15 protein-coding genes are annotated in these 24,504 nt (G+C 68.4%); 13 read left to right on the plus strand and 2 right to left on the minus strand.

Annotation, left to right across the window (positions count from 1 at the left end):
• The 7 genes from ACIQGZ_RS03125 to ACIQGZ_RS03155 all read left to right on the plus strand — a co-directional run bounded on the left by ACIQGZ_RS03125 (position 1) and on the right by ACIQGZ_RS03155 (position 11,448).
• The gene (locus tag ACIQGZ_RS03125) at positions 1-1,101 is read left to right on the plus strand and encodes a DUF4007 family protein (RefSeq protein ID WP_402598977.1); all 1,101 of its coding nucleotides are present in this window, start codon (positions 1-3) and stop codon (positions 1,099-1,101) included.
• Positions 1,098-4,655: an ATP-binding protein gene (locus ACIQGZ_RS03130; protein ID WP_402598978.1), complete on the plus strand. Its 3,558-nt coding sequence runs from the start codon at positions 1,098-1,100 to the stop codon at positions 4,653-4,655. Before ACIQGZ_RS03125 ends, ACIQGZ_RS03130 begins: the two co-directional genes overlap by 4 nt.
• Positions 4,656-4,657: 2 nt before the next feature.
• Positions 4,658-5,491, plus strand: coding sequence for a phosphoadenosine phosphosulfate reductase family protein (locus tag ACIQGZ_RS03135; RefSeq protein WP_402598979.1), 834 nt, complete (start codon positions 4,658-4,660; stop codon positions 5,489-5,491).
• A 236-nt stretch (positions 5,492-5,727) separates the two neighbouring features.
• Complete coding sequence (locus tag ACIQGZ_RS03140) at positions 5,728-6,237, plus strand: hypothetical protein (protein WP_402599959.1); 510 nt, start codon at positions 5,728-5,730, stop codon at positions 6,235-6,237.
• A gap of 35 nt (positions 6,238-6,272) precedes the next feature.
• Complete coding sequence (locus tag ACIQGZ_RS03145) at positions 6,273-7,577, plus strand: DNA sulfur modification protein DndB (RefSeq protein WP_402598980.1); 1,305 nt, start codon at positions 6,273-6,275, stop codon at positions 7,575-7,577.
• 105 nt (positions 7,578-7,682) lie between these two features.
• Positions 7,683-10,070 (plus strand): ATP-binding protein, encoded by a 2,388-nt coding sequence (locus ACIQGZ_RS03150; protein WP_402598981.1) that lies wholly within the window; start codon positions 7,683-7,685, stop codon positions 10,068-10,070.
• 535 nt (positions 10,071-10,605) lie between these two features.
• Complete coding sequence (locus ACIQGZ_RS03155; protein ID WP_402598982.1) at positions 10,606-11,448, plus strand: IS5 family transposase; 843 nt, start codon at positions 10,606-10,608, stop codon at positions 11,446-11,448.
• A gap of 408 nt (positions 11,449-11,856) precedes the next feature.
• Here the strand turns inward: ACIQGZ_RS03155 and ACIQGZ_RS03160 are convergent, their stop codons facing one another.
• The gene (locus ACIQGZ_RS03160) at positions 11,857-17,589 is read right to left on the minus strand and encodes a hypothetical protein (protein WP_402598983.1); all 5,733 of its coding nucleotides are present in this window, start codon (positions 17,587-17,589) and stop codon (positions 11,857-11,859) included.
• 308 nt (positions 17,590-17,897) lie between these two features.
• Here ACIQGZ_RS03160 and ACIQGZ_RS03165 point away from each other — a divergent pair, with 308 nt between their 5' ends.
• Entirely contained in the window at positions 17,898-18,329 is a 432-nt protein-coding gene (locus tag ACIQGZ_RS03165; RefSeq protein WP_402598985.1) for an ASCH domain-containing protein, read from the plus strand.
• A gap of 16 nt (positions 18,330-18,345) precedes the next feature.
• Here ACIQGZ_RS03165 and ACIQGZ_RS03170 read toward each other — a convergent pair whose 3' ends face one another.
• A complete protein-coding gene (locus ACIQGZ_RS03170) occupies positions 18,346-19,791 on the minus strand; it encodes a DHA2 family efflux MFS transporter permease subunit (RefSeq protein ID WP_402598987.1) in 1,446 nt (481 codons plus the stop codon).
• Positions 19,792-19,885: 94 nt separating this feature from the next.
• On the opposite strand from ACIQGZ_RS03170, the gene ACIQGZ_RS03175 reads away from it, so the two are divergent.
• The 5 genes from ACIQGZ_RS03175 (at position 19,886) to ACIQGZ_RS03195 (ending at position 24,226) form a co-directional block, all read left to right on the plus strand.
• Positions 19,886-20,632 carry a TetR/AcrR family transcriptional regulator gene (locus ACIQGZ_RS03175; protein ID WP_402598988.1) on the plus strand — a complete coding sequence of 249 codons (747 nt, stop codon included), beginning with the start codon at positions 19,886-19,888 and terminating at the stop codon, positions 20,630-20,632.
• An 83-nt stretch (positions 20,633-20,715) separates the two neighbouring features.
• Positions 20,716-21,747 (plus strand): zinc-binding alcohol dehydrogenase family protein, encoded by a 1,032-nt coding sequence (locus ACIQGZ_RS03180; protein ID WP_402598989.1) that lies wholly within the window; start codon positions 20,716-20,718, stop codon positions 21,745-21,747.
• Between the two features lie 62 nt (positions 21,748-21,809).
• Complete coding sequence (locus ACIQGZ_RS03185; RefSeq protein ID WP_402598990.1) at positions 21,810-22,469, plus strand: class I SAM-dependent methyltransferase; 660 nt, start codon at positions 21,810-21,812, stop codon at positions 22,467-22,469.
• A 99-nt stretch (positions 22,470-22,568) separates the two neighbouring features.
• Complete coding sequence (locus tag ACIQGZ_RS03190) at positions 22,569-23,432, plus strand: DUF4232 domain-containing protein (RefSeq protein ID WP_402598991.1); 864 nt, start codon at positions 22,569-22,571, stop codon at positions 23,430-23,432.
• A 260-nt stretch (positions 23,433-23,692) separates the two neighbouring features.
• Positions 23,693-24,226 carry an EF-hand domain-containing protein gene (locus tag ACIQGZ_RS03195; RefSeq protein ID WP_402598992.1) on the plus strand — a complete coding sequence of 178 codons (534 nt, stop codon included), beginning with the start codon at positions 23,693-23,695 and terminating at the stop codon, positions 24,224-24,226.
• Positions 24,227-24,504 lie beyond the last annotated feature (278 nt).

The following is a 24,504-nucleotide window of genomic DNA, read 5'->3' on the forward strand; positions in this document are numbered from 1 at the left end:
ATGTCAGACAGTCGGCTCGCGGAAGCCGCTCTCCCCTCCTTCTCGCGGCACGAGACGTTCGCGCCGCGCTTTGGGTGGCTCCATAAGGCATACATGCAGGTGAAGCAGAGCCCGGAGGTGTTCCTCGCAGAGGACGCCACGGTCCTCCTCGGTGTCGGTAAGAACATGGTTAATTCCATGCGCTACTGGTCACGAGCGTTCAAGCTGACACGAGAGCACTACGGCGAGGACAGCAACTCCCGCGCGTTCCTCGCCTATCCCACGTGGGAGGCGCGCTGGCTTCTTGACGAGGACGGCGCCGACCCGTATCTCGAAGAACACGGCAGCCTGTGGCTGCTGCACTGGTGGCTGCTGAGCTCCCGCCCGGGCGCCAAGAGCTGGGCACCGTCCTGGTACGTCGCCTTCCAGCTCGCCCCGTTCGCGCGATTCTCCGAGAAGGACCTAATCGAGCTGATCGTGCGCCACGTGAACCTCTCCTACGAGGGCGCACCGGCGGAGGGGTCCATCAAGAAGGACGTCGAGTGCATCACCAAGATGTACGTCCCGGCGAAGCGCGCCAAGAGCGGCGCACCTGGCGCACTCGAGGACTTGCTGGCCTGCCAGTTCCGTGAGCTCGGCCTGATCGAGACGGTGGAACAGTCTGTCTCGGGCCGCACGGAGTGGGAGTTCACCACCGGTACCCGTGTCACCCTGCCGGACCGGATCGTCGCCTACGCCTGCCTGGACTACGCCTCCACCACCACGCGCCAGGCCGGATCCATCTCCCTTGCCCGGCTCGCCAACGAGCCCGGTGCCCCCGGGCGAGCCTTTCGCATCCGCGAGCCCGACATCGCGGCGGCGCTGGAGCGGGTCGCGGCCACCACGCTCGACCTGCAGCTCGTCGAAGCGGTCGGCCAGCGCAGCCTCGTTTTCGCCTCCAACCCCTTCGAGCTCGCCTGGGACGTCCTGGACGCTCAGTACGACCACGTCCGCAAGCAGCCGGGCTTCCCCACCCGGGAAGAGTGGGTCCGCTCCTACCCCAAGCTCGCCGCCGCCGAGGCCCGGGAGCTCCGCAGCACCGTTGAGCAGCAGCTCCCCCTGATCGAGGAGACCTCCGAGTGACCACCGAGACCCCCTCGCGGCCCATGGCCGCCCGCAAGACCTCCGGTGGCACCGAGTTCCCGGCCGGCATCCACCTCGTCGGCTCCCGGATGCGCTCCACCAATGTGGAACGAGACGTCCTCGACGAGCTCCACTCGCCCTACGTGGGCACCCGGGCCCTCGACGTGCTCGACCGCCTGGCCAACTCCCTCGGTGACCTTCGCCGCCCCCGCTCGTGGTCACTCACCGGTGCATACGGCTCGGGCAAGTCCACCCTCGTCAACCTCATCGATGCGCTCCTCGGCCACGACGAAGGGCGCCGCACCGAAGCACAGGAGGTCCTGGCCGGCACCAGTGTCGGACTGGCCCATCGGATCGCGGCCGCCCGCGACGAGCTGGCACCGGCTGGCTTCCTCGGGGCCGTAGCCACCGCCCGCCGCGAACCGCTCGTCATCACCCTGTCCCGGGCCCTGCGCACCGCGGCCCAGCGCCGCTGGCCGACCCGCATGCCCAAATCGATCTCCGCAGCGCTGGCACGATGCGAAGACCCCGCGGCTGCCGAACCCGCGGACGTCATCGCCGCAGTCACCGCCCTGTGTGCGCAGCAGCCGCTGCTACTGGTCATCGACGAGTTCGGCAAGACCCTCGAACACCTCGCGGGCCACAGCCAGTTCGCCACCGCCAAGGCGGACCTGTTCCTGTTGCAGGAGCTGGCCGAGAAGAGCGCCGGCCCCAAGGGCCTACCGCTTTTCATGATGACCCTTCAGCACATGTCATTCATGAACTATGCGGGACAGTCCAGCGAGCTGCAGACCCGCGAGTGGGCGAAGATCCAGGGCCGGTTCGAGGACATCACGTTCGCCCCGCACCTCGGCGACGCGGTGCAGCTGATGCGCCGCCGCCTTGACCAGTCCGGGGTGCCCGCGATCGGCCAGAAGCTGATCTCGGCCTATGCCGAGGCGGCTGAGACGACCTGGCGCGATCACGGCCTCAACGACGTCGTCGTCCTCAAGGCACAGGACTTCGCGGACCTGTACCCGCTCCACCCCCTCACCGCTGCCGCGGCACCGTTCCTCGCCTCGCAGATCGGCCAGCACGACCGCAGCCTGACCGGGTTCCTCAACAACGACGAGCCCAACACCGTCCGCCGCTCGCTTGCCACGCACTCCACCGACACGCCTCGCCGTGCCAGCACGGTCAAGCTGCCACAGCTGTACGACTTCTTCCTCGACTCCGGGCGGACGTCGCTGCTTGCCTCGAGCAATGCCAGCAAGTGGATCGAGATCGAGTCGCGTGTTACCCAGGCCAACGGCCTGTCCACAGCGGATCAGAACCTGCTGCGCACAGTGGGCATGCTTAACCTGATCGACGAGGACGGCGCTCTGCGGGCGACTGCCGCGATGGTCTACTACGCCCTCCACGAGCCCGGTGAGGCTGCTGATCCGAAGGCGTTCGCTGCCCTCGAAGAGCAGCTCAACAACCTGGTGGCCCGTGGCTTCCTGGTACATCGGCGCTTCAACGGCGAGTACCGCGCCTGGCGCGGAAGCGACGTCGACATCGACGGGCGCCTGAAGGAGACGCTCAGCCACCTCGACGACACCGTGGTTGCCCAGCGCCTCGGCGACTACCTCCCTGTGGCAGTGGCCGCCGGCCGGCACAGCCAGGTTACGGGCATGCTCCGGGCCCTCTTCGTCCAGATCACCACAGCGCAGACGAAACAGCTCAAGGGCCCGGACGCACTCGCCGACCACGCTGACGGACTCCTGGTCTTCCACTTCGGCAACACCGAGGACCGGCCCGTCGTCGAGTCCTCCCTGCCAGTGGTCCTCGGTGTCACCGAGGAGCCCGCCCTCGTTCTGCGGGCCGCCTTCAACCTCGTCGCGCTGGAGGAGCTGCAGCGCGACAAGACTCTCGACTTCGTCGCCCGGCGCGAGATCAGCGAACGTACGTCCGGGGCCAAGCGCGAGCTGCTGGAACTTCTTAGCGCCGCCTTCTTCCCGCCCACACAGCGGGCGACCTGGCGGCTGTGGCGCTCCGGCATCGCCGCCGACGGCGAGGACGGCGAAATGATCGAGGGCCGCAGCCTGAGCTCCCTTGCCTCCACCGCCTGTGACCGGGTCTTCCCCCACACGCCGCACATCCGCAACGAGATCATCGGTCGGCATGAGCTGAGCAGCCAGGGCGCCAAGGGCCGCGGGAAGCTGCTAACCGCGATGCTGCAGAAGTCCGGCGAACCGCACCTCGGCATCATCAAGTTCCCGGCCGAACGATCCATGTACAGCGGTGCACTGGCCTACATGGGGCTGCACCGCGAGAACCCTGCCGCCGCCGACCAGTCATCGTCCTCGCTATTGCCCTACGGGTTCTCTCGCCCCGGCCCCACTCACACCCACACCCACGAGGCCTGGAACGCCCTCGAGACGGCGCTGACCGAAGCACACGAGCAGACCAGCCTCGAGCAGATCTTCCGGGTCATCATGGTGCCGCCCTACGGCGTCAAGGCCGGCGTCGTTCCTCTGCTGGTCGTCACTGCCCTCATCCTGCGCAGCCACGACGTAGCCCTGTTCGAAGACGGCTCCTACCTGCCGCGGCTCACGCCTGACGTGGTCGAGCGCATGGTGAAGTCTCCTGCCCGCTTCTCCATCAAGGCCACGCCCGTCGGCGACGGCCTGCGGCACAGCGTCGTCAAGAACCTCTCCCTGGCTCTCAAGGTGGAGCCGCCCCGTTCCCAGGCCCTGCGCAACCCCGCACTCCTCGCGGTGACCCGCGCGCTGCTGGAGCGGGTCATGGTGCTCACTCCCTATGCCCGTCGCACGCAACGGCTCAGCAAGGACGCCCTCGCCGTCCGCTCTGCCCTCTTCACGGCACAGGATCCGGACGAGCTGCTCTTCCACGTGCTTCCCCAGGCGCTAGGCCTCGATCCGATCACCCCAGAGCTCCGCAAGAGCACGGCCGGAAACAAGGGCTACGTCGACCGCCTCGCCGCTGCGGCCGACGAGATCGCCGGTGCCGAACGCGCTCTGCGCGCGGAAGCGATCGAGACGATCAGCAGCGAGTTCCGCCTGCCGTCCTCGCTACCCAAGCTACGCAGGGCCCTGGCGGCCCGGCTGAAGGGCTTTGCCGGTGTCTCGCTCAGCCTGGAGCTGCGCGGTTTCGTCGCCATAGCGCTCAATGAGTACCTGGCGGACGAGGACTGGCTGGACCCGATGATCGTCCGGCTCTCCCACGCCGCGCTCGGCGACTGGTCCGACAGTGATGTCACCGTCTTTGCCCGCCGGGTGCGCGAGATGGCCAGCGCGCTTGACCGCGTCAGCCACCTGTACAGGAACGATGCTCCTGCGGGTGGCGAGGAGGACCTCGAAGCGCGGTTGCTCACCCTCACCGACAGAGACGGTGCCGAGCAGCGGACGCTGATCTACCTGCCGAAGCAGGCCCAGCGGGAAGCCGAGAACCTCGCCGTCAGTGTGCTAAAGCAGGCTGAGAAGGCACTCGGCCCCGACGGCGCCCGGATCCTGCTCGCGGCCCTGGCCCAGCGCGTTACCGAGCCCACCAGCACAGTCGAGAAGACGGAGTGATCATGACCGATACTGCTTCCGGGAAGAAAGTCCGGCACGTCCTGGGCCTGTCGGGCGGAAAGGACTCCTCCGCGCTCGCGATCTACATGCGCGACCGAGTGCCCGAGATGGAGTACTTCTTCTGCGACACCGGCGCCGAGCTGCCCGAGACGTACGAGTACCTCAACAAGCTCGAGGCCGCCGTCGGCAAGCCCATCGTGCGCCTGAACACCGACCGCGACTTCGACCACTGGCTCGAGGTCTACCAGGGCACCCTGCCCAGCCCCCAGATGCGCTGGTGCACGAAGAACCTGAAGATCAAGCCCCTGGAGGAGTGGGTCGGTGACGACGAGGTGATTTCCTACGTCGCTATCCGCGCCGACGAGAACCGCCTCGGCTACGTCAGCACCAAGCCCAACATCACCGCGGTCTTCCCCTTCCGCGAGGACGGCATCGACCGCGACGGCGTCAACCGCATCCTCGACGAGGCCGGCACCGGCCTGCCCGCCTACTACGAGTGGCGCACCCGGTCCGGCTGCTACTTCTGCTTCTTCCAGCGCAAGCACGAGTGGCTCGGCCTCAAGGACCGCCACCCCGAACTCTTCGACAAGGCCGTCGCCTACGAGGAGAAGGTCCGCCACCAGGACACCGCCATGCAGGGCCGCGACTACACCTGGTCCCAGGGTGAGTCCCTGCACGAGCTCATAGAGCGCCGCGAGGAGATCCAGGCCAAGCACGAGGCCAACCTTGCCAGGGCCGCGAAGCGGATCAAGCCCAACCGGCCGCTCCTGGAGGTCCTCTCGGACGCCCTCGACGCCGACGACGACGAGGCCGGCTGCTCCGTCTGCCACCTCTAGCGAAGAACCGCGACGAAGAGTCCGGTAGATGGCAAACCGTCATCTACCGGACTCTTTTTCGTTCGACCACCCCTGTTGTCAGTGCCGCGTGTAAGGATGTGACCGTTTATCACTCACGGTCACCCAATCGGAGCACAGGGGGAATGGCGATACCAGATACCGCTGAGCGTGCGGTCATCCGCCATCGGCTCGACGCCAGCCCCGCTCTCGCGTTCCAGCTCGGCGTCACTCCGATGATGGACGTGTCGGCACATTACGTCCTACAGGACGACCTCAGCAGGCTCGCCTCTCCCTGGGAACGGCTCACCGCAACCGAGAGCATCGTCAACGCGATACCCGACGAGCCGGGCCTCTACATGTTCGTCTGGCGCCCCTCCATGAAGCTGACCATGGCTGACCGGACCGAGGGCCGCTTCCACCAGGTCCTCTACAACGGGCACGCCGGCGGAGCCGGCCAGCTAGGCAACACGCTCAGGAACAGGTACCGGGACTACCGCAAGCACCTGCGGGGCAACCCCGAAAGCCTTTGGACCCGCGAGCCACCCACCAACCGGGACGACCTACTCACCCACTATCTCGCGCTGCGCCCTCTGGAGTACTGGTTCGCGACTGTCGAAGACCGGTCAGCGATCAAGAACCTGGAGGACCGCCTCCTGCACCTGTACAACCCGCCGCTCAACACCCAGGGCGGCCCCACTCTTCGAGGCCGACTCAGCACCGTCCCCAAGCCGGCACTCCGCTCCTAGGCCGCCGCACCCGCTCCCTGACAACGAGGTACCTCATGCCGTCCAAGACGTTCGTTCCCGCCTTCGAGGCCAAGGTGGGCAACTGGACCTACTACTCCTGCCTGATGAGCTACGCCCAGGTGGCCCGCGAGATCAACTTTGCCCACGAGCTCGGCGGCAATCGCGACCTCGGCACGATGATCCAGCGAGGCGTCGGTACCCGCACGCAGGAGATCACGGAGTACCTCCTCACCAACGAGAACCGGTTCCTCGGCGCTCTCATCATCGCGGTCTGGGGTGGAGATCCGAACTACCTGTCCGTGACGATGGACGCAGAGAACCAGGCCGTTCTCCAGGGGCTGGACCGCAACTTCGGCGTCCTGACCTTCGACGGGACGCAGCAGTTCTTCGCGCTCGACGGTCAGCACAGGCTCAAGGCCATCAAGGATGCGATCAAGCAGAATCCCGAGCTGGGCAACGAGGACATCAACGTCATCGTGGTGCCGCACTTCGACACCGCGCACGGCCGTCGTCGGACCCGGCGCCTGTTCACCAACATCAACCGGAACGCCAAGAGCACCAACCTGCAGGAGAACATCGCCCTCGACGAGGACGACAGCTTCGCCATCCTCACCCGCCGCCTGCTCGACGAGGACGAGTTCCTCAAGCGCGACAAGGTCGTTCTCGTCTTCAGCAAGGTCGGCCAGGACGGAGAACTCGTCCTCGCTCAGCGCTCTGTCAGCCAGGCTAGCCCGGCATGGAGCACCATCGGTGTCCTCTACGACATCGTCAAGGAGATCGGCTACGACCTGCCCTGCACCGCCGGCGAGGCCAAGCAGCGAGCGACTGATGAGCTTCTCGACCAGAGTTTCGAGCTCTTGACCGTGCGTCTTCACGAGCTCCTCGACGCATGCGGGAACCTCCGCGAGCGGTACCTCGCCGCTCTGTCCGGGAAGGATCTGCGGGCGCCCAAGGGCCGGGATGGCGCCGGCCACCCGTTCATGCGGCCCGCCGTCCAGAACCAGGTTGCCAAGGTCGTACGACACATCCTCGAGCAGGGAGCCTTGGAATGGCCGGAGATCACGAAGCGACTCTCGGCCCTCGAGTGGAAGATGACCGCGGCCCCGTTCTGCTCCATGTGGATCGAGACTCCCGAAGGAACGAAGGCCAAGGGCAAGATGGCCAGCGGCAACACGCAACTCCTGTACGACCTCCTGCAGGTTCACCTCGCGCCGCGCTCCAAGGCCCAGATCAGCAGGGCGCTGCGCGCCTATGCGGATGTGGTGAAGACCAAGTACCCCGTGCCGGCCGAGGAGCTGTACGAACTCCTCCCGGCTGATGTCGATCAAGACGTCCGCTGAACCTCGACTGTAGCTGGCCGACGCCTTGACCTCCGTCAAGACGGTTGACGATCGGTAGGGTCGCATCGAATCCGCGACCCTACCGTCCATGCGAGGCAGGTATCCGTGACAACGTGGAATGAAATCAATGACGGTATTTTCTTCAGTGCGGTTATCCAAGGGCATGCCGTCACCGTTCAGCTTCCACCACGCATCACGCCGGCCCTCAGCGGGATGCCCATCCGCTCGCGAACATTCACCGGAAGATCCCGCGAGCTAAGATCCCTGCTCGATCAACTGGATCCGAATGCGTCGCAGCAGGAAACCGTGCGCATGGGTGCCATCGTGGGAATGGCAGGTGTCGGCAAAACCGAGCTTGCCCTTCAGGCTGCCGAAGAATCCCTCAAGAGGGCCGATTGGTTTCCTGGCGGGGTGCTCTTTGTCGATCTCTTCGGCTATGACAGCGAGCGCTGTCTGCAGCCCGAGCACGCATTGGGATCGCTGCTCTCTGCCCTTGGGATTCCAGGGGACCAAATTCCAGCTGATCTGCCGGATCGGACACGGCTCTACCAGTCGATCCTGTCCACCTATGCCGGCCGAGGAAAGTCGATTCTGGTAGTGCTGGACAACGCATCCAGGGACGACCAAGTCTTGCCGCTGCTGCCGTCGCACGACGGCGGAGCAGCCCTCATCACGTCTCGCCATTCGCTCGCGGTGGGTGCGCGAATCTTCGATCTACAAGTCCTCGATCCGTCAGACTCGGTGGACCTCGTTCGACGAGTTCTACTCCAGGCCCGAGGGGATGACGACTCGCGGGTTGGCCGGGAGCAGGAGCAGGCCTACGCACTGGCAGAGCTGTGCGGCAACCTACCCCTTGCGCTACAGATCTGTGCCGCCCTGCTCGCGGATTCCCCGAGTCGTCCCCTTTCTTCTCTCGTTGCCGCCCTTTCGATTTCCCACACGCGGCTCGATCGCCTCAAGCGCGAAGACCGTGCCGTTCGGGCCGCCTTCGAGCTCTCATACCTTAGGCTGACCGAAGATCAGGCCCGCGTCCTTCGACTGTTGCCTCTCAATCCAGGGCCGGATATTGCGTCCCGCTCCGCAGCGCACCTGACAGGCGATCCGCATATCGAAGTCATCCTTGAGGACCTTGCCCGCGCTCACCTGATCGAGCCGGGTGTGGCGTGGGGTCGCTGGCGTATGCACGACCTGATTCGCCTCTATGCGGATGAGAAGGGGATGGCGCAGGCCGAGGTGGACGAGCGTGCTTTTGCGCTGGAGAAGATTCTTTACTTCTACCTCGTGACGACCACTGCAGCAAACCTAACCCTGAAGGAAAATGGCGCTCCCGGAGAGGATGAAGAGGCAGCGCTGGCGTGGCTTGAGGAAGAACGATCGAATCTTGTCGCAGCTGTCCATACGGGCGACGACATCGGCATCGATCTGGCCTTTGCGCTGGATGAGTTCTTCCACCGGCGCCGCTACTTCGACGATTGGATCGATGTCAACAGGTCTGCTCTTAAGGCACTCCGACTGCAGGACGATCTGTACCGAGAGGGCTGGGCGCTGGCCAGCCTCGCGCAGGTCCTATATCATGTTCGACGTTTTGATGAAGCCCTTGAGATCAGCATGCAGGCGATCGAGGCCTGCAAACAATCAGGGCACCGATATGGCGAGGTAGCGGCGCTGAATGCTTCGTCGCAGGCTCTGTATCACCTGGGCAGGCATCGGGAGTCGGTAGAGACAGGTCGCATGGCCGCCGAGGTTCTTCACGAACTTGGCGATCCCCAGGAGGCGAAAGCCATCGGAAGCGCCGCGCTAGCGCTCCAAGAGCTAGACGTCCACGAGGCGATCCCCCTGCACAGGAAGGCCGTGTGGGACTGCCAATCCCAGAATGATCGACGTGGGGAGGCCGCAATGCGCAACCTTCTCGGAATGGCGCTGAGACGGGCGGGAAGGTCTGCGGAGGCAGCACAGGAGCACCAGGCTGCGGCCCTCCTCTACCAAGAGTTCGACGACTGCCATGGAGAGGCCGCAGCGCTCGGCAGTTATGGCCTCGCCCTGCAGGATTCCGGGCGCTTTATGGAGGCTATCGAAGCCCATCAGCGAGATACCTGGCTGTGTGAGGAGTCCGGCGATCACCATGCGCTAGCTGAGGCTCTGAACAATTTGGCCCTTGCTCACCGAAGGGCCGGGGACGTCGATTCGGCCATCACGGCCTATCGTCAAGCAGCCGACATCTTCCACGAACTCGGGGATTTCTCGATGCGAGGCGAGGCACTCGGAGGCTCTGGTCGGGCCTTCGAAGAGGCCGACAGGCTCGATCAAGCTGTCCAGGCGTTTCGCGATGCCGCCGAGTCATTCCGCGACGCGAACGACTGCGGCAACCTGCTGATGGCTCTTGAGGTCCTTGGGATCACACTGCTGAAGGCCGGACTGGACGAAGAATCTGATGAGGTTCTGCAAGAGTATCTGGCCCTACGTTCTCAGGGCCCTGATCCTCGCCGATCCTGACATTCACACGAGCCGGACCTGTACGTCGGTCGCCCCGGATCGCGGTGCACAGTCGACACGCCAACCAAGGTCAGCGGCGTGCCAAAAGGCGCTCAGGCGTGCCGATGCCGAGGGGTCCAAGCCCTGTCGGAGGGTCTGGCCGGTGAGCGGGCACAGCAGGAGGCGTGTCACCATGACATCGCTGCTGCTGGCTGAGGGCGGGGCAGCGCTCGTAGAGGCAGTGTGCGCCGAGCCAGGTTGGGCGGGTAGGCGCAGAGTCCGATGAGATCGGACGTCCTGGTCACTTGCCTGATGGTGGCGCCGAACTCGTGAAGGAGAAGCCCGACGCGGGCGCGTTCGGCGAGCTCCGGAGCAAGGCTGTTAGCCTGCGCGTTTCATTCGGGGTCGCGTCCGGATCGTGATCGGAAAAACGAAAGTACCTTAGAGGGCCCGGCAGTAGGCGTGTTGGGTGATTGGTCGGGTGCCCCAGACGCAGAGCAGGCACGAGCCGGGGTGATCATGGAGTTCTCTACGCTCAGTGATCACCGGAGGGCTCGTGCCTGTCCTGCCATCATGCCTGCTCGAACCCCTGTGGGACCAGTTCGCGGCCTTGCTGCCCGAGCACGTCGACACGCACCCGCTCGGCTGCCGCAACCCGCGCACCCCAGACCGGACCGTCTTCGAGCACGTGATTGCCGCGCTGGTACACGGCTCCTGTTATGAGCGCATCGCCGCTCCCGTCTGCTCCGACCGCACCATCCGACACTGCGTCAGACACTGGGCTCAGCTCGGCATAGCAGAGCAGGTCCACGCCCTGGCCCTGGAGGCGTACGACCGCGTGATCGGCCTGGAACTCGCCGAACTGTCTGTGGACGGCTGCATCACCAAGGCCCCGGGCGGCGGGGAGGCCGCCGGGCGCTCCCCGGTGGACCGGGGTAAGCAGGGCCTGAAGCGTTCGGTGGCCACTGAGGCCCGCGGCGTCCCCCTCGGCATCGTTTCCGCCGGAGCCAACCGCCATGACTCGCCCCTGCTCGTCCCCACCCTCGAAGCCGTCAAGGAGCAGGTCGGCGAGCTCCCGGACCAGGTCAACGTGAACCTCGATCGCGGCTACGACAGCGACAAGACCCGCTGTGCCCTCGCGGAGCCGAGCTTTACCGGCGAGACCGCCCGCAAGGGCGTCCCCGCGCCGATCCAGGCCGGCAAGAGGTGGGTGGTCGAACGCAGCCACGCGTGGATGAACGGCTTCGGCAAGCTGCGGCGCTGCACCGAGAAGCGCAGCCGCGTCGTGGACTTCTACCTCTACCTGGCTGCCGCAATCGTCACGCTGCGTATGCTCATCCGCCGCGCGACCCAGCGTTACCGCTGGAACGACCGCCCCACCACCAAACGCCTGAAGTGACGCCTACTGCCGGGCCCTCTTAGGCGGCTCGGATAGGCCCAGGTCGGATAGCCTCTGACCTGGGTTTTTGTGTGTGCATGGACAAATTTGGCCGAGAATGTCCTTCGCGGGCACGTCGGTAACGTGCCCGCTGCGGTTGCGTGGTGTCGGCCTTGGCTTGGCGGTGGTCCGTGTCTTGGCCGCGCGGCATGCGTTGCCCTGCCGTTCTGCTCGCGGAGCGTGGTGACCGCCAGGGGCACCGCAGCGGGGTGGTCGGGGCCGAGGGGGCCGTTGGTGGTCGGCCCGGCCGGGTGTGTGAGGGGCGCGCCTGTCGCAGCCGTGTCGGGGCCCTCCCTCCCCGCCGGCCGTCGGGGCAGTGGGGAGGGAGGGGGACGGAGATGCCCGCCCGCCTGGTGCTGGAGCCTGGGGCTACCGGACCTTGACGGCCTTGGTGGTGGCCGTGCCGGCGGTGTGGCCGGGCCTGGTCGCGGTGACCTTGACCGTGATCTTCTTGTGCCGCATCGCCGTGGTCAGCTTGAACGTCGTCTTCGTCGCGCCCTTCACCGCGACCCCGTTCACCCGCCACTGGTAGCGGAAGGCGCAGCCCGGGACCGACCACGTGCCGTGCTTGACGGTGAGCTTCTTCCCCGCCTTCGCGGTGCCGGAGACGGTCGGGGCCTTCACCGCCTTGGGCGTGGCACCCTTGGCGACGACGTGGGCCGGGCTCGTCCAGACGGCCGGGGTGTACCCGGACCGCGAGGCGGTCACGGTGACCGTCAGCTTGTGACCGAGCGCGCTCGCGGGCGGAGTCCAGGCCGCCTGCACGGCGCCCTTGACCGGCTTGCCGTCCAGGTACCACCGGTACGCGGTGGAGGTGGCCACAGGCGACCAGCCGCCGGCGGACACCTTCACCCGCGAGTCGACCGCGACCTTGCCGCTCAGCACGGGCGCCTTGGTCCGGGCGAGCGCGGGCAGGACGACCCGGATCGTGGCGTCCGCCTTGGTCTTGGCCGGCTCGTCGTTGCCCGCCAGGTCGTGGGCGGCGGAGCGGAAGGCGTAGCTGTGGCCGGGCTTGCCCTGGAACTTCGCGGAGGTGATCGCGACCCGGTCGGCCCACAGGGCGTACGGAGCGCCGTCCACCGACACGTACACGCTGTAGCTGTCGACCCTTGAGGTCGGGTCGGAGCCGGTCCACGAGACCGGGATCACCGCATTGGCGGTCGTGGCCGGCAGCGCGGTCACCCTGCTGGTGGGGGCGTCCCGGTCGATGAGGTTGGACCAGGTGTTGGTGCTGATCGCCGGGTTGAGGTCGAAGACGACCGTGGCCCGGTTGGTGACGGTCCGCCCGCTGACGGGCGCCTTCAACCCGACCTGGAAGAAGACCGCCCCCTGGCCCTGGACGCCGTCCTGATCGGGCGGCAGGAAGCCCAGGTCCGGGTCCTCGGGCAGCTCGCCGGTGGCGGGGTCCAGCGACTTGAGCAGCCAGCTGACCGTGCCGTCCGCGGCGACGGACCCGGTGATCTGCACCTTGAGGTCCAGGCGCGGGCGCAGGTCGACGACGGCGTTCAGGGAGTCGGCGTCCGAGCTGGGCTGGTAGCGCTCGTGACCCCAGGTCACGCCGCCGAGCCTGAGCGTGGACAGGTCGTAGACGGCCGGGTCCAGGCGGTCGGTGATCCGCACCTCCTGTGCCGGGGCGGTCGCGGTCTTGAGGTTCTCGAAGTGGACGGCGTAGTCCAGGGCGGTGTCGCCGCGGATCGCGTGCACGGAGCCCTTGCCGGAGGGGCCGACCAGCTCGTTCGGGTCCAGCGAGCTGACAGCGTGCTGGGGCAGCTCGGTGGAGCTGCCCAGGCAGTTCCCGCCCAGGCTGAGGGCGGTGCTGTACATGCCCGTGAGCTGCCCTGCCGCCCCTGCGGCCTGGCCGATGCCGGTCCTGGCCGCCCAGGCGAGGGCTTGGACCACCATCCCCGACATGAGCGTCGGCGGATAGACCGTCGCCAGGCATCCGACGCCGTCCAAGGCCACCGAGACGAGCGAGGTGAAGGAGTAGTACTCCTCCAGCTTGCTCTGCTTCATGTAGCCGATGGCCGCCGGCTGGATGACGTCCATCGCCAGCTTGGCGCAGGGGCCGGTCACGGCGTCCTTCGCGGCCACCACGAACGTGGTGACCATGTCGAGGACATCGGCCAGGCACTGGGTGCCCCGCCCCGGCGGCGCCGGCTCTGCGGACCGGGTGGTCGTCGACTTGCCGGTCGGGGCCGCTGCCGTGCCGCTGCCGAAGCAGGCGCCGGAGACCACCGTCGCCGTGTAGTCCTTCATGACGGGGATGGTGACCGCGAAGTCCAGGGTGCCCTTGCCGCTCGCCGGCACCCGCCCGATGACGATCGGCACCTCGATGCCGCCCGGCACCTCGTAGGACGCCGACTTCTGATCCCAGGGCTGGACCGCGTGGGTCGCCGAGCCGGGCTCCGTCAGGTCGAACCGGGGCGTGACCACGGTCCCCGCCGGCAGGCCGGTCAGCACGACCGGCACACCGACGGCGTCCACGTTGCCGGTGTTCTCGTAGGAGACCGAGAGGGTCTGGGTCCGGCCGGGGACGAACCGGTTCAAGCCCACCAGGCCGACCTTCACCAGGGGGTCCTGCACAGCCTGCACGGTGAGGGCGCCGGGCACCGTCACCACAGCGCCGTACTGCGGCTTCACTTCGAGGTTCCACAGCCCTGCGGCGGCCCCGCTCAGGTCGAAGGTGACGCTGAGCGCCCGCCGGTCCTCACTCACCTGGACGCTCCGGCCGGTCACGGCGGGGAACCCGCTGCGGGTGAGCCGCACCGTGTCACCGATGCCGAGCGCCTTGCCGCGCACCGCCACGGTGACCTGCGCACCGGCGCCGGCGACCTTCGGGGACAGACCGGCGACGGTGTACTGATCGGTGCCGCAGGCCGGGTTGAGGCACGTCGCCTCCAGGCGGTAGCGCCCCCGCACGCTGCTGCCGGTGCCGGCGTTCACCAGCAGCGCGTACGCTCCCGCCTTCTGCAGTCGGCAGTTCTGCAGGGCACCGCTCCCAGCACTGCAGACAACCGTGCCGTCCGCCTGGACGACCTCCAGCGAAGGGATGCTGCCGGCGGCGTCCAGGTTGGCGACCTTGAAGTCCAGCTGGTCCCCGGCCTCGCCGCTGAACAGGAAGCAGTGCGCCTCGCGATCGGCGCTCAGCGTCTGCTCGACCGGGCCGAAACCGTACGCCACCGAGTCCACCGGGAGGCAGCCGCCGGGATTGTTCAGCTGCCAGGCCCGCAGCTCGTAGCTGTTGGTCGCACTGCCGCTGGAGGCCGTGGTGATGATCCGGTAGGGCGCCGGGCCGCGGAGGAGGCAGGTGGTGATGCCCTCTCTCAACGTGCACGTCTTCGCGCCGCTGGCGTTGACGAGCTGGCCGTCGATGTAGGTGGACGGGGTGAGCGCGGTGACGCGGAAACGCACCGAGTCGCCCTCGTGGCCGGCCACTGTGCCGCAGTCGACCTCGCCTCGGCCGTCGGAGGCGCGCATCGGCGCGGTGCTGCCGAAGGCCGACGTGACCACGCCGGGGCATCCGTCGGCCGCCAGCGGACGCCACCAGCCGAAGCCGTAGCTGCCGACCGTGACGTTCCTGACGGAGAGCACCGCGGTGTAGGCGCCGGGCTGGGGCAGCTGGCACAGGGCGGGGGCGTCGTCGCTCCCGGCGCACACCCGGACGCCTGTGGAGCTGAGCAGTTCCCAGAGCATGTTGCCGCCGGAGAAGGCCCGGAACAGCTCCATGGTCTGCGGCCCGGTCTCGGTGACGGTCAGGCAGCGCAGCTGGTGGACGGTCCCCAGGGCGACCGTGTTCGCGGGGGCGGTACCGAAGGCGGAGGGTTTGGCGGCGGGGCAGTCGGTGGGCGCGTTCAGCCGGGCCAGGTAGACCTCGTAGGAGCCGGTGGGGAGCGGAAAGGAGTCGTAGTAGGAGAGCAGGCGGAAGGGGCCGTAGCCCCTGAGCGTGCAGTCCATGACGGAGTAGTTGATGTTGCAGATCGCTGTGCCGTGCGCGTCCACGACTTGGCCGTACATGGAGGTGACCCCGTACGGCCGGACGCGGACCACATCGCCGACGGCTCCGGCGAAGCCGAGGCAGTCCACCTGGCCGATGGCGGACAAGGTGCCCTTCTGGGGTGCTGCCGCTATGCCGAGGTCGGTGGCGGTCCCGCAGCCGCTGGGGTCGGTCGCGTTCCACAAGCCGAGGGTGTAACCGCCGACACCGCCCGGAACGTTGTAGATGTAGTCGTGGACCAGAAGCGTGTACGAGGCGTCCACGGCGGACAGGACGCAGGTCTTGGGCGTGTTGCCCCCGGTGCAGCGAATCGTCCCGTCCTGGTTGAGGATCTCCCAGTTGGGATTGATGCCACCGCTGGTGGGAAGGGTCCGCACCAGCTCCACCCCCGCCCCCGCCCCGTCGAAGCGGTAACAGTCGGTCGCGTAGGGCTGGGCGATGACGCCGCTGACGGCCGGTGGGCCGCCGAAGGCCCCGGGAGTGAGCTTGGTGCAGCCGGACTGGGCGTCGAGGCGGTTCAGCCGCAGCGCATAGGAACCGAGCTGGCTTCCCTGCCCGTTGATGAACACCTTGAACGGACCCGGACCTCGGAGGGTGCAGTCACCCCCGCCGAAGAGGCACATGGTCGCCGACCCGTCGGCGTTCTCCAGGGAGCCTTGGTAATAACCGGCACCGGCCAGGCTCGCGAGGAGCACGCGCACCCGGGCACCGTCACCGCCCGCGAACTGGTAGCAGTCGACCTGTCCGGGCGCGGCGATGGTGCCCCCCTGACCGGGCGCGTCCCAGGCGAGCGAGTCCACTGCGGTGCAGCCGGTGGAAGCACTCGCGCTGTGCAGGCTGAACGCGTAGTCGCCGCCGGCGCTGCCGACGGCCAGCACCACCAGGGTGTAGGAGGTGCTTGCGGCGCCGAGCTGGCAGTGGACCGTGCTGCCGCTCGGGCCGGAGCAGCGGAGGGTGCCGTCGGCAGCGCGTACCTCCCAGTTGAAGTACGACCCTGCGGACACCACGCGGACCAACTCGACGGCGGACGAGGCGCCCTTGAAGGTGTAGCAGTTGCCGAAGCCTGCTTGCAGGCTGCCCCCGAGGGCCGGGGCGGGGCCGAACGGGGAGACGTCGACGGCGGTGCAGCCGCTCGGGGTGGAGAGCTGCTCGAAGTGGATGCTGTAGGTGCCCTGTTGCTCGTGGTTGGCGAAGACGAACGCCCGGAAGGGCGCGGTCCCGGCCAGCGTGCAGTCGCTGGTGCGATCCGTGTTGTACCCGGAGATGGGGCACAACTCCTTGCCGGTGGAGTCGAAGAAGGTGGTACCGATGTATCCGCTCGGTATGTCGTTGCGGACTGTGGCTCGCAGGACCGTGCCGCTGGCGGACGGCAGTGCGTAGCAGTCCAGCGCGGCGGTCCGGGCGAGTGACGAAGCCTGGAAAGGTGCGGCGAAGCCGATCTCGGTGACCGGGCTGCAGGCGGAGGGCTTTTGGACGGAGTCCAGGGCGATCCGGTAGTCGCCGGTGCTGCGGGAGTCGCCGGCTTGGACGGTGACGGTGTACGTCCCGGCACCGGGGAGGCGGCAGAAGTGGAGCAGGTCGTCGACGAAGGTGCAGAGGCTCTGGCCGGTGCTGCCGGGGCCGCGCACCTCGAACCGGGGGGCGAAGGCGCTGCGCACGGGCACGACACGCAGCAGCACGGTCTCAGCGGCGTTGTCGTCGAAGGTGAAGGTGTCCTTCTGGGCTGCCGTGGTGAGCGTGCAGTCCCGGAAGACGCCGACGGTGAGGGTGAAGTCGCAGGCTCCCGCCTGGGCCTGGGCCTGGGCCTGGGGCTGGGCTTGGGCCTGAGCCTGGGATTGTGTCCTGGCCCGCGCCGGTTCCCGGCTCGGGACGGGGGCGGCGGAGGCGGTCGGCCGCAGCGCCTCCGACTCCTGGGGCTGCTGCGCCTCCGGCGACGGCTCGGCGGACGACTCCTGCCCCGCCGGGACGCTCACGCTCGGCCGCGGCGAAGTGGCGGGCGCGGCGGCGGCCGGGACCGGCGTGGGTGCCTCCGACGCGGCGGCGTGGGCGACCGCGGGCATCCCGGTCAGCAGCACGGTGGTGGTGACAAGTGCCGCTACGCCCCTCATGGTTGAGCGCGCTGACAGGATTCGGCATCTGGCTCTCATGGACCCCTCCCAGGACACGGGGGGATCTTCGCAGCCATGGAGGAACCATGCGACCGCTGTGACCAAACTGCGAACTACGACGCCGATCCCCGGCAGAACCGGCGGCGTCCCACTCGCTGCGCGCGCCCGCAGCCGAGAGCTTCGGCGGCGTGACGGGTGCGGTCAGAAGGGGTGGGGACGGACGAGCCGGTCGCTGCGGATGCGTGGTGCCGGGAGCGAGCGGGGCAGTGACCCTTGATCAACGCGATGACGCTTCGTACCCTCGCTCGATGGGACCTGACGACCTGCCGACCCTTGAACTCGCCTTCCCCGGTCCGGAGCGTGACCGTGGAGTGGCGGCCATCCTGAACGGTCGGAAGACCGCGCTCACGGGCCTCCTGGAGATCTTCGAGCACGCCGGAGAGGCGGTGCCGACGACCGGTCAGCGATTCTCGGTGCTCGATTCCGAGGGTCGTCGGGCCGTCGTGATCGAGCTCGTCGACGTGCGCGTCGTTCCCATGAAGGAGATCGACGACGACTTCGCCCGAGCCGAGGGACGCGGCTACTCCGACGTCACGCAGTGGCGGGCAGCCCACGAAGAGTTCTTCCGGAGCGACGGCGTGCGTGCATTCCTCGGTCGCACCCCGGTCATCGATGACGACACTCTCGTCGTCGCCGAACGCTTCCGAGTGGTCGAGCCCGACGCCCCGGGTACTCCGTGACCCGTTGGGCTTGGGGTCAGCCGTGGGTCTGCTGGGCGTGCTTGGGTAGCAGGCTCACCAGGAGCAGGGTCAGGAAGTTCAGGGCTGCGGCGATGGCGAAGACCAGTTCTGCGGCGGCGAGGTAGGAGTGGGTGGACGGGTGTCCGACCCGGGCGAAGAACACCGTGCCGAGGGCGGCGACGCCGATGGCGCCGGCGAACTGCTGGACGGCGTTGAGCATGCCCGCGCCGGTGCCGACTTCTTCGGTGGTGGCCTCGCCGAGGATGAAATCGACCAGCGGGACGAAGACCAGCCCGGAGCCGAAGCCGGTGAACAGCAGTGCGGGTGCCAGCCTCCAGACGGTGATGTCGGCGCCCCAGTGGGCGGTGGACCACCACAGGGCCAGCAGGCCGATGACGGCGATGGACAGCCCCAGGTGCAGGCTGGCGCGTCCCAGCTTCGCGGCGAGCACGGCGCCGGAGAGCAGGACGGCGACGGCGGTGCCGAGGGCCCAGGGGATCAGCGTGAGGCCGGTGTCCAGGGGCGTCCAGCCCATGCCCAGCTGCAGCAGCAGGTTGATGACCAGGACGAACGCGCTCAGTGATGCATAGAACCCGGCCACGACCATCAGGCCGACGACGAAGCTGCGCTTGCGGAACAGCGACGGCGTGATGACCGGGTGCCTGCTGTGCCGTTCGGAGACGACGAACAGGGCGAGCAGGACGACTGCGGCGGCCATCATGACGTAGGTCCAGGCGGGCCAGCCGAGGTCGCGGCCCTGGATGAGCGGGATGATGAGCAGGGCCGAGGCCGCGGTGAGCAGGCCGACGCCGGTGAGGTCGAGGCGGGCAGCCGGGTCCTCCCCGCCGCGGTGGGGCAGGACGCGCCGGCCGAGCACGGTGGCGATGATGCCGAACGGGACGTTGATCAGGAAGATCGAGCGCCACTGGCTGCCGAACAGGTCCAGGTGGAGCAGCCAGCCGGCCAGGATGGGTCCGGCCACGGTGGCCAGGCCCATCAGCGGGCCGATCGGCATCAGTGCCTTGCGCAGGTGCTGGGGCGGGAACACGACCTTCATCAGGGCCAGCCCCTGCGGGATCATGACCGACCCGCACAGGCCCTGCAGCGTGCGGGCGACGATCAGGAAGACCGCGTTGGGGGCGAGACCGCAGGCCAGCGAGGCCAGGGTGAAGCCGGTCATGCCGAGCAGGAACAGCCGTCGGCGTCCGAGCAGGTCCCCGAGCCGTCCCGAGGTGACCAGGCCGAGTGCGAAGGCCGCGGTGTAGGCGCTGAGCACCCACTGCACCGTCACCTGGCCGCTGCCGAGGTCGGCGCGGATGGACGGGCCGGCGAGGTTGGCGATGCTGGAGTCGATCAGATCCATGACGTCGGCCATGAACACGACGACCAGAACGAGCCACGCGGTGCGCAGCGGCAGCGTGTGGGGGGTGGGCGCTTGGGAGGTGCGCTGGTCAATGGACACGAACACCGTTCTACATCGGATCGGTGTTCTGAACAATACGAACACCGTTCCTTGTGATGCAGAACACCGTTCGTCCATTCGCTAGACTGCCCGTATGTCACCGACTCCGCAGCAACGGCGCGCAGCGCGCCACCAGCTCGGCACCGGCTCCCACGCACCCGCGGCCCGGCGTGGACCGTCCGGCGGGCGCAAGAAGCCGATCACGGTCGATGCCATCATCAGCACCGCCTTCGGCATCGTGGAAGAAGAGGGATACGAAGCCCTGACGATGCGGCGCCTGGCCACTGCGCTGGAGACGGGACCGTCGTCGCTCTACGCCCACGTGGTCAACAAAGAAGACCTGGACGAGCTGCTCATCGGCCGTCTGTGCGCCGAGATCGACCTGCCCGAGCCGGACCCCGCCGACTGGCGGCAGCAGATCATCAGCGTCTGCACCCAGCTGCGCGACCAGTATCTGCGTTACCCCGGCATCTCCCAGGCGGCCTTCGCCGCCGCGCCGTCCAATCTGGACACGCTGCGCGTCAGCGAAGGGATGCTCGCCATCCTGCTCGCCGGGGGTATCGCCCCGCAGGCTGCCGCCTGGGCGCTCGACGCACTGACGCTCTACGTCAACGCCTACAGCCTTGAGGTCTCCCTGGCGGACAGACGGCCCAGCCGCACTGACGACGACTGGGTCGTCAGCCGCGACGAACTGCTGCGCCGATTCGCCGCACTGCCCGGTACCTTCCCCCAGACCAAGCGCTACGCCGCCGAGCTCACCGCCGGAACCGTCCAGGACCGCTTCGACTTCACCATCGGCCTGATGATCGACGGAATCCCGGGTTCACGGCGACATCCCTGAATCGGCCGGGCTCCGCCCCGCCGCCGAACCGTCCGCTCAAGCGGGCGTTTGCCGCAGTCGGCTGGGGCGCGCAGGCTTGAGACATGGCGTCTTCCGCACCCGTCGAGGAGGAGTTCGGCGGATGGGCAGTCGGGACACCCGGGCCGATCGGCACCGGGCCGCTGGTGCGGGTGCGCCGGCGGGCGCCCGTACCTGGCCCCGGGGAGCTGCTGCTGCGGGTGGAGGCGTGCGGTGTCTGCCGTACGGATCTGCACCTGGCCGAGGGGGACCTGGCGCCGCACCGGCCGGCGACCGTCCCCGGCCATGAGATCGTCGGCCGGGTGACGGCCGTGGGGGAGGCGGTGACCCGGTACCGTGCCGGCGACCGCGTGGGCGGGGCCTGGCTGCGCGGCACATGCGGGGTCTGCCGCTACTGCCGGACCGGGCGGGAGAACCTCTGCCCCCGGTCGCTGTACACGGGGTGGGACGCGGACGGCGGCTTCGCTGAGCTGGCGGTGCTTCCCGAGGCATTCGCCTACCCGCTGCCGCCGGACCAGGACGCCGCGTCGCTGGCGCCGCTGCTGTGCGCGGGCATCATCGGGTACCGGTCGCTGCGCCGCAGCGCGCTGCCGGAGGGCGGGCGGCTGGGGATCTACGGCTTCGGCGCTTCGGCGCACCTGGCGGCGCAGGTGGCCCTCGCCGAGGGTGCCACCGTGCATGTGCTGACCCGGTCGGCGCGGGCACGGGAACTCGCCCTGGCGCTGGGCGCCGCGTCGGCCGGAGACGCGTACGACCGTCCGCCCGAGCCGTTGGACTCAGCGATCCTGTTCGCACCCGTGGGCGACCTCGTACCGGTGGCCCTGGCGGCGCTCGACCGGTCGGGCACGCTCGCGGTGGCCGGAATCCACCTCACCGACATCCCCGTACTGAACTACCAGCGCCATCTCTTCCAGGAGCGGAACCTACGCAGCGTCACCTCCAACACCCGGCAGGACGGCAGGGACTTCCTGGCCCTGGCCGAACGCATCGGTATCCAGGTCACCGTCAGCCCGTACCCGCTCAGCCGCGCCGACCAGGCGCTTGCCGACCTGGCGGCCGACCGCGTCGACGGCGCCGCCGTGCTGCTGCCCGGCTGAACCGCCTCGGCGTCGTGGCAGCGCTTCAGACGGCCGGACCGCCCGCCTCTACAGTCGCTCGGGTGACCGGTCACGCCCACCTCGCCGCCGTACGGGAGTCATATGACCGGGTCGCCGCCGACTACGCCGAACTGGTCAAGCCGCCGGCGGAGCTGGACCCGCTGTCGCGCGCCATGCTGGCCGCGTTCGCCGAGGTCGTGCGGACGGACGATGTCGGGGCCGTCGCGGATCTGGGGTGCGGGCCGGGCCTGGTGACGGCGTACCTGGCGGAGCTGGGGGTTTCCGCGTTCGGCGTCGACCTGTCGCCCGCGATGGTCGAGCTGGCCCGTCGGGCCCACCCGGGGCTGAGGTTCACCGTCGGGTCGATGACCGCGCTGGACATCGAGGACGACCGGCTCGGCGGCATCCTTGCCTACTACTCCACCCACCACACGCCACCGGAGGTGCTGCCGGTCGTGTTCAGCGAATTCCGACGCACGCTGGCGCCCGGTGGCCGGCTGATGGTCGTCGGCTATGTGGGAGCCGGTGAGCGGCTGCGTCCGACGCGGGCGTACGGCGGCCATCCGGTGTCCTTCGAGTCCTATCTGCTGCCGCCGGAGCGGATCGCCGAACTGCTGGGCCGGGCCGGGCTCGCCGTCACCGCGCGACTGTTGCAGGAGCCGGCCGCAGGAGCCAAGCGGACCGTCGCCACCTTCATGGCCCGCAAGCCCGAGCGGTCGTGAGGGGCGGTCCCGGTCGGGCGAGACCTTGTGGCATGCCTGTGACGGGCAGTGTGGCGTGCGTCATGGTCCGGGTGATCCGGTCCCTGGTGGGGTGGTCGGATGCGCACCAGTATTCCCCGTGCCCTTGTCGCGGTGCTCTCGGGCGCCCTGCTCCTGGCGGCCTGCGGGTCGCAGAGCGCCGATTCGCCCCGCAGCGGCAGGCTGACCGTCGGTGGGTCCGATGGCCCGGACGTCTCCGGCGACCCTGCGGACACGGAGAAGGACGGCGTCAGGATCACCGGTACGAGCGGCGGGCCGTACGAGGTCGAGGTCACCAACCACGAGGCCGAACCGTTCACGTACACCATCACCTTCGACGTGATGTCCGCCTCCGGCGGGGCGATGGCGAGCGGGAAGCAGACGGTGCCCGCCGTGGCGGCCGGGCGGACCGTGACGCAGGCCGTTCAGCTGGGTGACATCGACCGGGGGCGGCTGCGGATCGCCAAGGTCAGGCGGGTCCCCTCGGCCGAGGCGCCGGCCGCGACGGGCCGCTGTCCGGCTTCCGGGGTCCGCGTCACGGCCGACGACGGCGACGCCGCGATGGGGCTGCGCGTCGTGGGGCTCCATCTGGTGAACTGCGGGACGCGCCCGTACGCCGTCAACGGTTACCCGCTCCTCGGGCCGCTGGACGAGGAGCGGAAGCCGGTCTCCGGTGTGAGGGTCCTGCACGGCAGCGGCGGGATCGCCACCGTCACCGGCTTCGACACTCCGCCCCGGCCGGTGACCCTGAAGCCGGGCGAGGCCGCGTCCGCCCGACTGCTGTGGCGCAACACCACCGAGGCCGGCCTGCCGCCGGTGAACGCCCCATACGTCAGGGTCAGGGCCAAGGCCGGTGCCCAGCCCGTGATGGTCACACCGGAACTCGACCTCGGCACCACCGGAAAGCTCGGTGTCAGCCCGTGGCAGCAGGACTCGACGCGGTAGCGGGCGGGGCCGTGGGGGAACCGCTGCGCTGAACCGGTGCGGGTGCGCATGGGTGTGGCGTGCCTGCGGGGTTGTCAATGATATTCACCCGTTTGGGTGGGTTTTGCGGGATTCTTCGGGTGCGGGACGGTCGGTGGCTGGATAGTGGGGAAGCCGCCGGGTTCGGATTCCGGCGCGGTGCGGGAATGTCAGAGGTGATCGTTCCTGAATTCCCGCCGCACCATTCCGCAGGAAATGACCGAGAGCAAGGTGACAGGTCTATGCGCGCTGAGGCGACCAATCGAGTCAAGCTTATCTTCTCGCTGCTCGACGCCAATGGGAACGGCGTTCTGGATTCCGACGACTTCGAACTCATGGCGAGCCGTGTCATCGCTGCGGCGGCCGATTCCGACGACGCCGCGAAGGACGCGCTGGTGGCCGCTTTCCGGCGGTACTGGGCGACCCTGGCCACCGAGCTGGACGCCGACGGCGACGGCACGGTCAGCTTCGAGGAGTACGCGGCCTGCGTGCTGTCGCCGGAGCGGTTCGAGGGGACGATCAGCGCCTTCGCCGAGTCGCTGGCCGCGCTCGGGGACCCGGACGGCGACGGGCAGGTCGAGCGTCCCTTGTTCGTGGCGCTGATGACGGCGATCGGCTTCGAGCGGCCCAACATCGACGCACTCTTCGAGGCGTTCGAGCCGTCGGAATCGGACCGGATCGAGGTGGCGACCTGGGTTGTCGGTATCGAGGACTACTACCGCCCGGACAAGGCGGGTATTCCGGGTGACCATCTGGTGGGGAGCCCGGCGGTCTGAGTACGGACCCCGACGACGAAGGAGTCTGGTGAAGCCGGTCATCGGGCTTGCGGTCGGCCAGGGAACGGGTGCGGGGGTCGCTGCCGTCTTCGTGTGGGTCCTGGCCGGCTCGCCCGGATGTATTCGGTCGAGATCGAGGCGGTGCGTTCGCCGCGGATCATCCGCCATTCGTATTTCTCGCTGACGGGCTTTGAGCGGCATGAGAACCACTGCACGGAGAACGTCCGGGCCGGGACTCGGTCGATCCGGTGGCGACCGTGCGGGCCGCAGCGGTGATC

The sequence above is a fragment of the Streptomyces sp. NPDC092296 genome (assembly GCF_044755465.1).
Classification (GTDB): domain Bacteria; phylum Actinomycetota; class Actinomycetes; order Streptomycetales; family Streptomycetaceae; genus Peterkaempfera.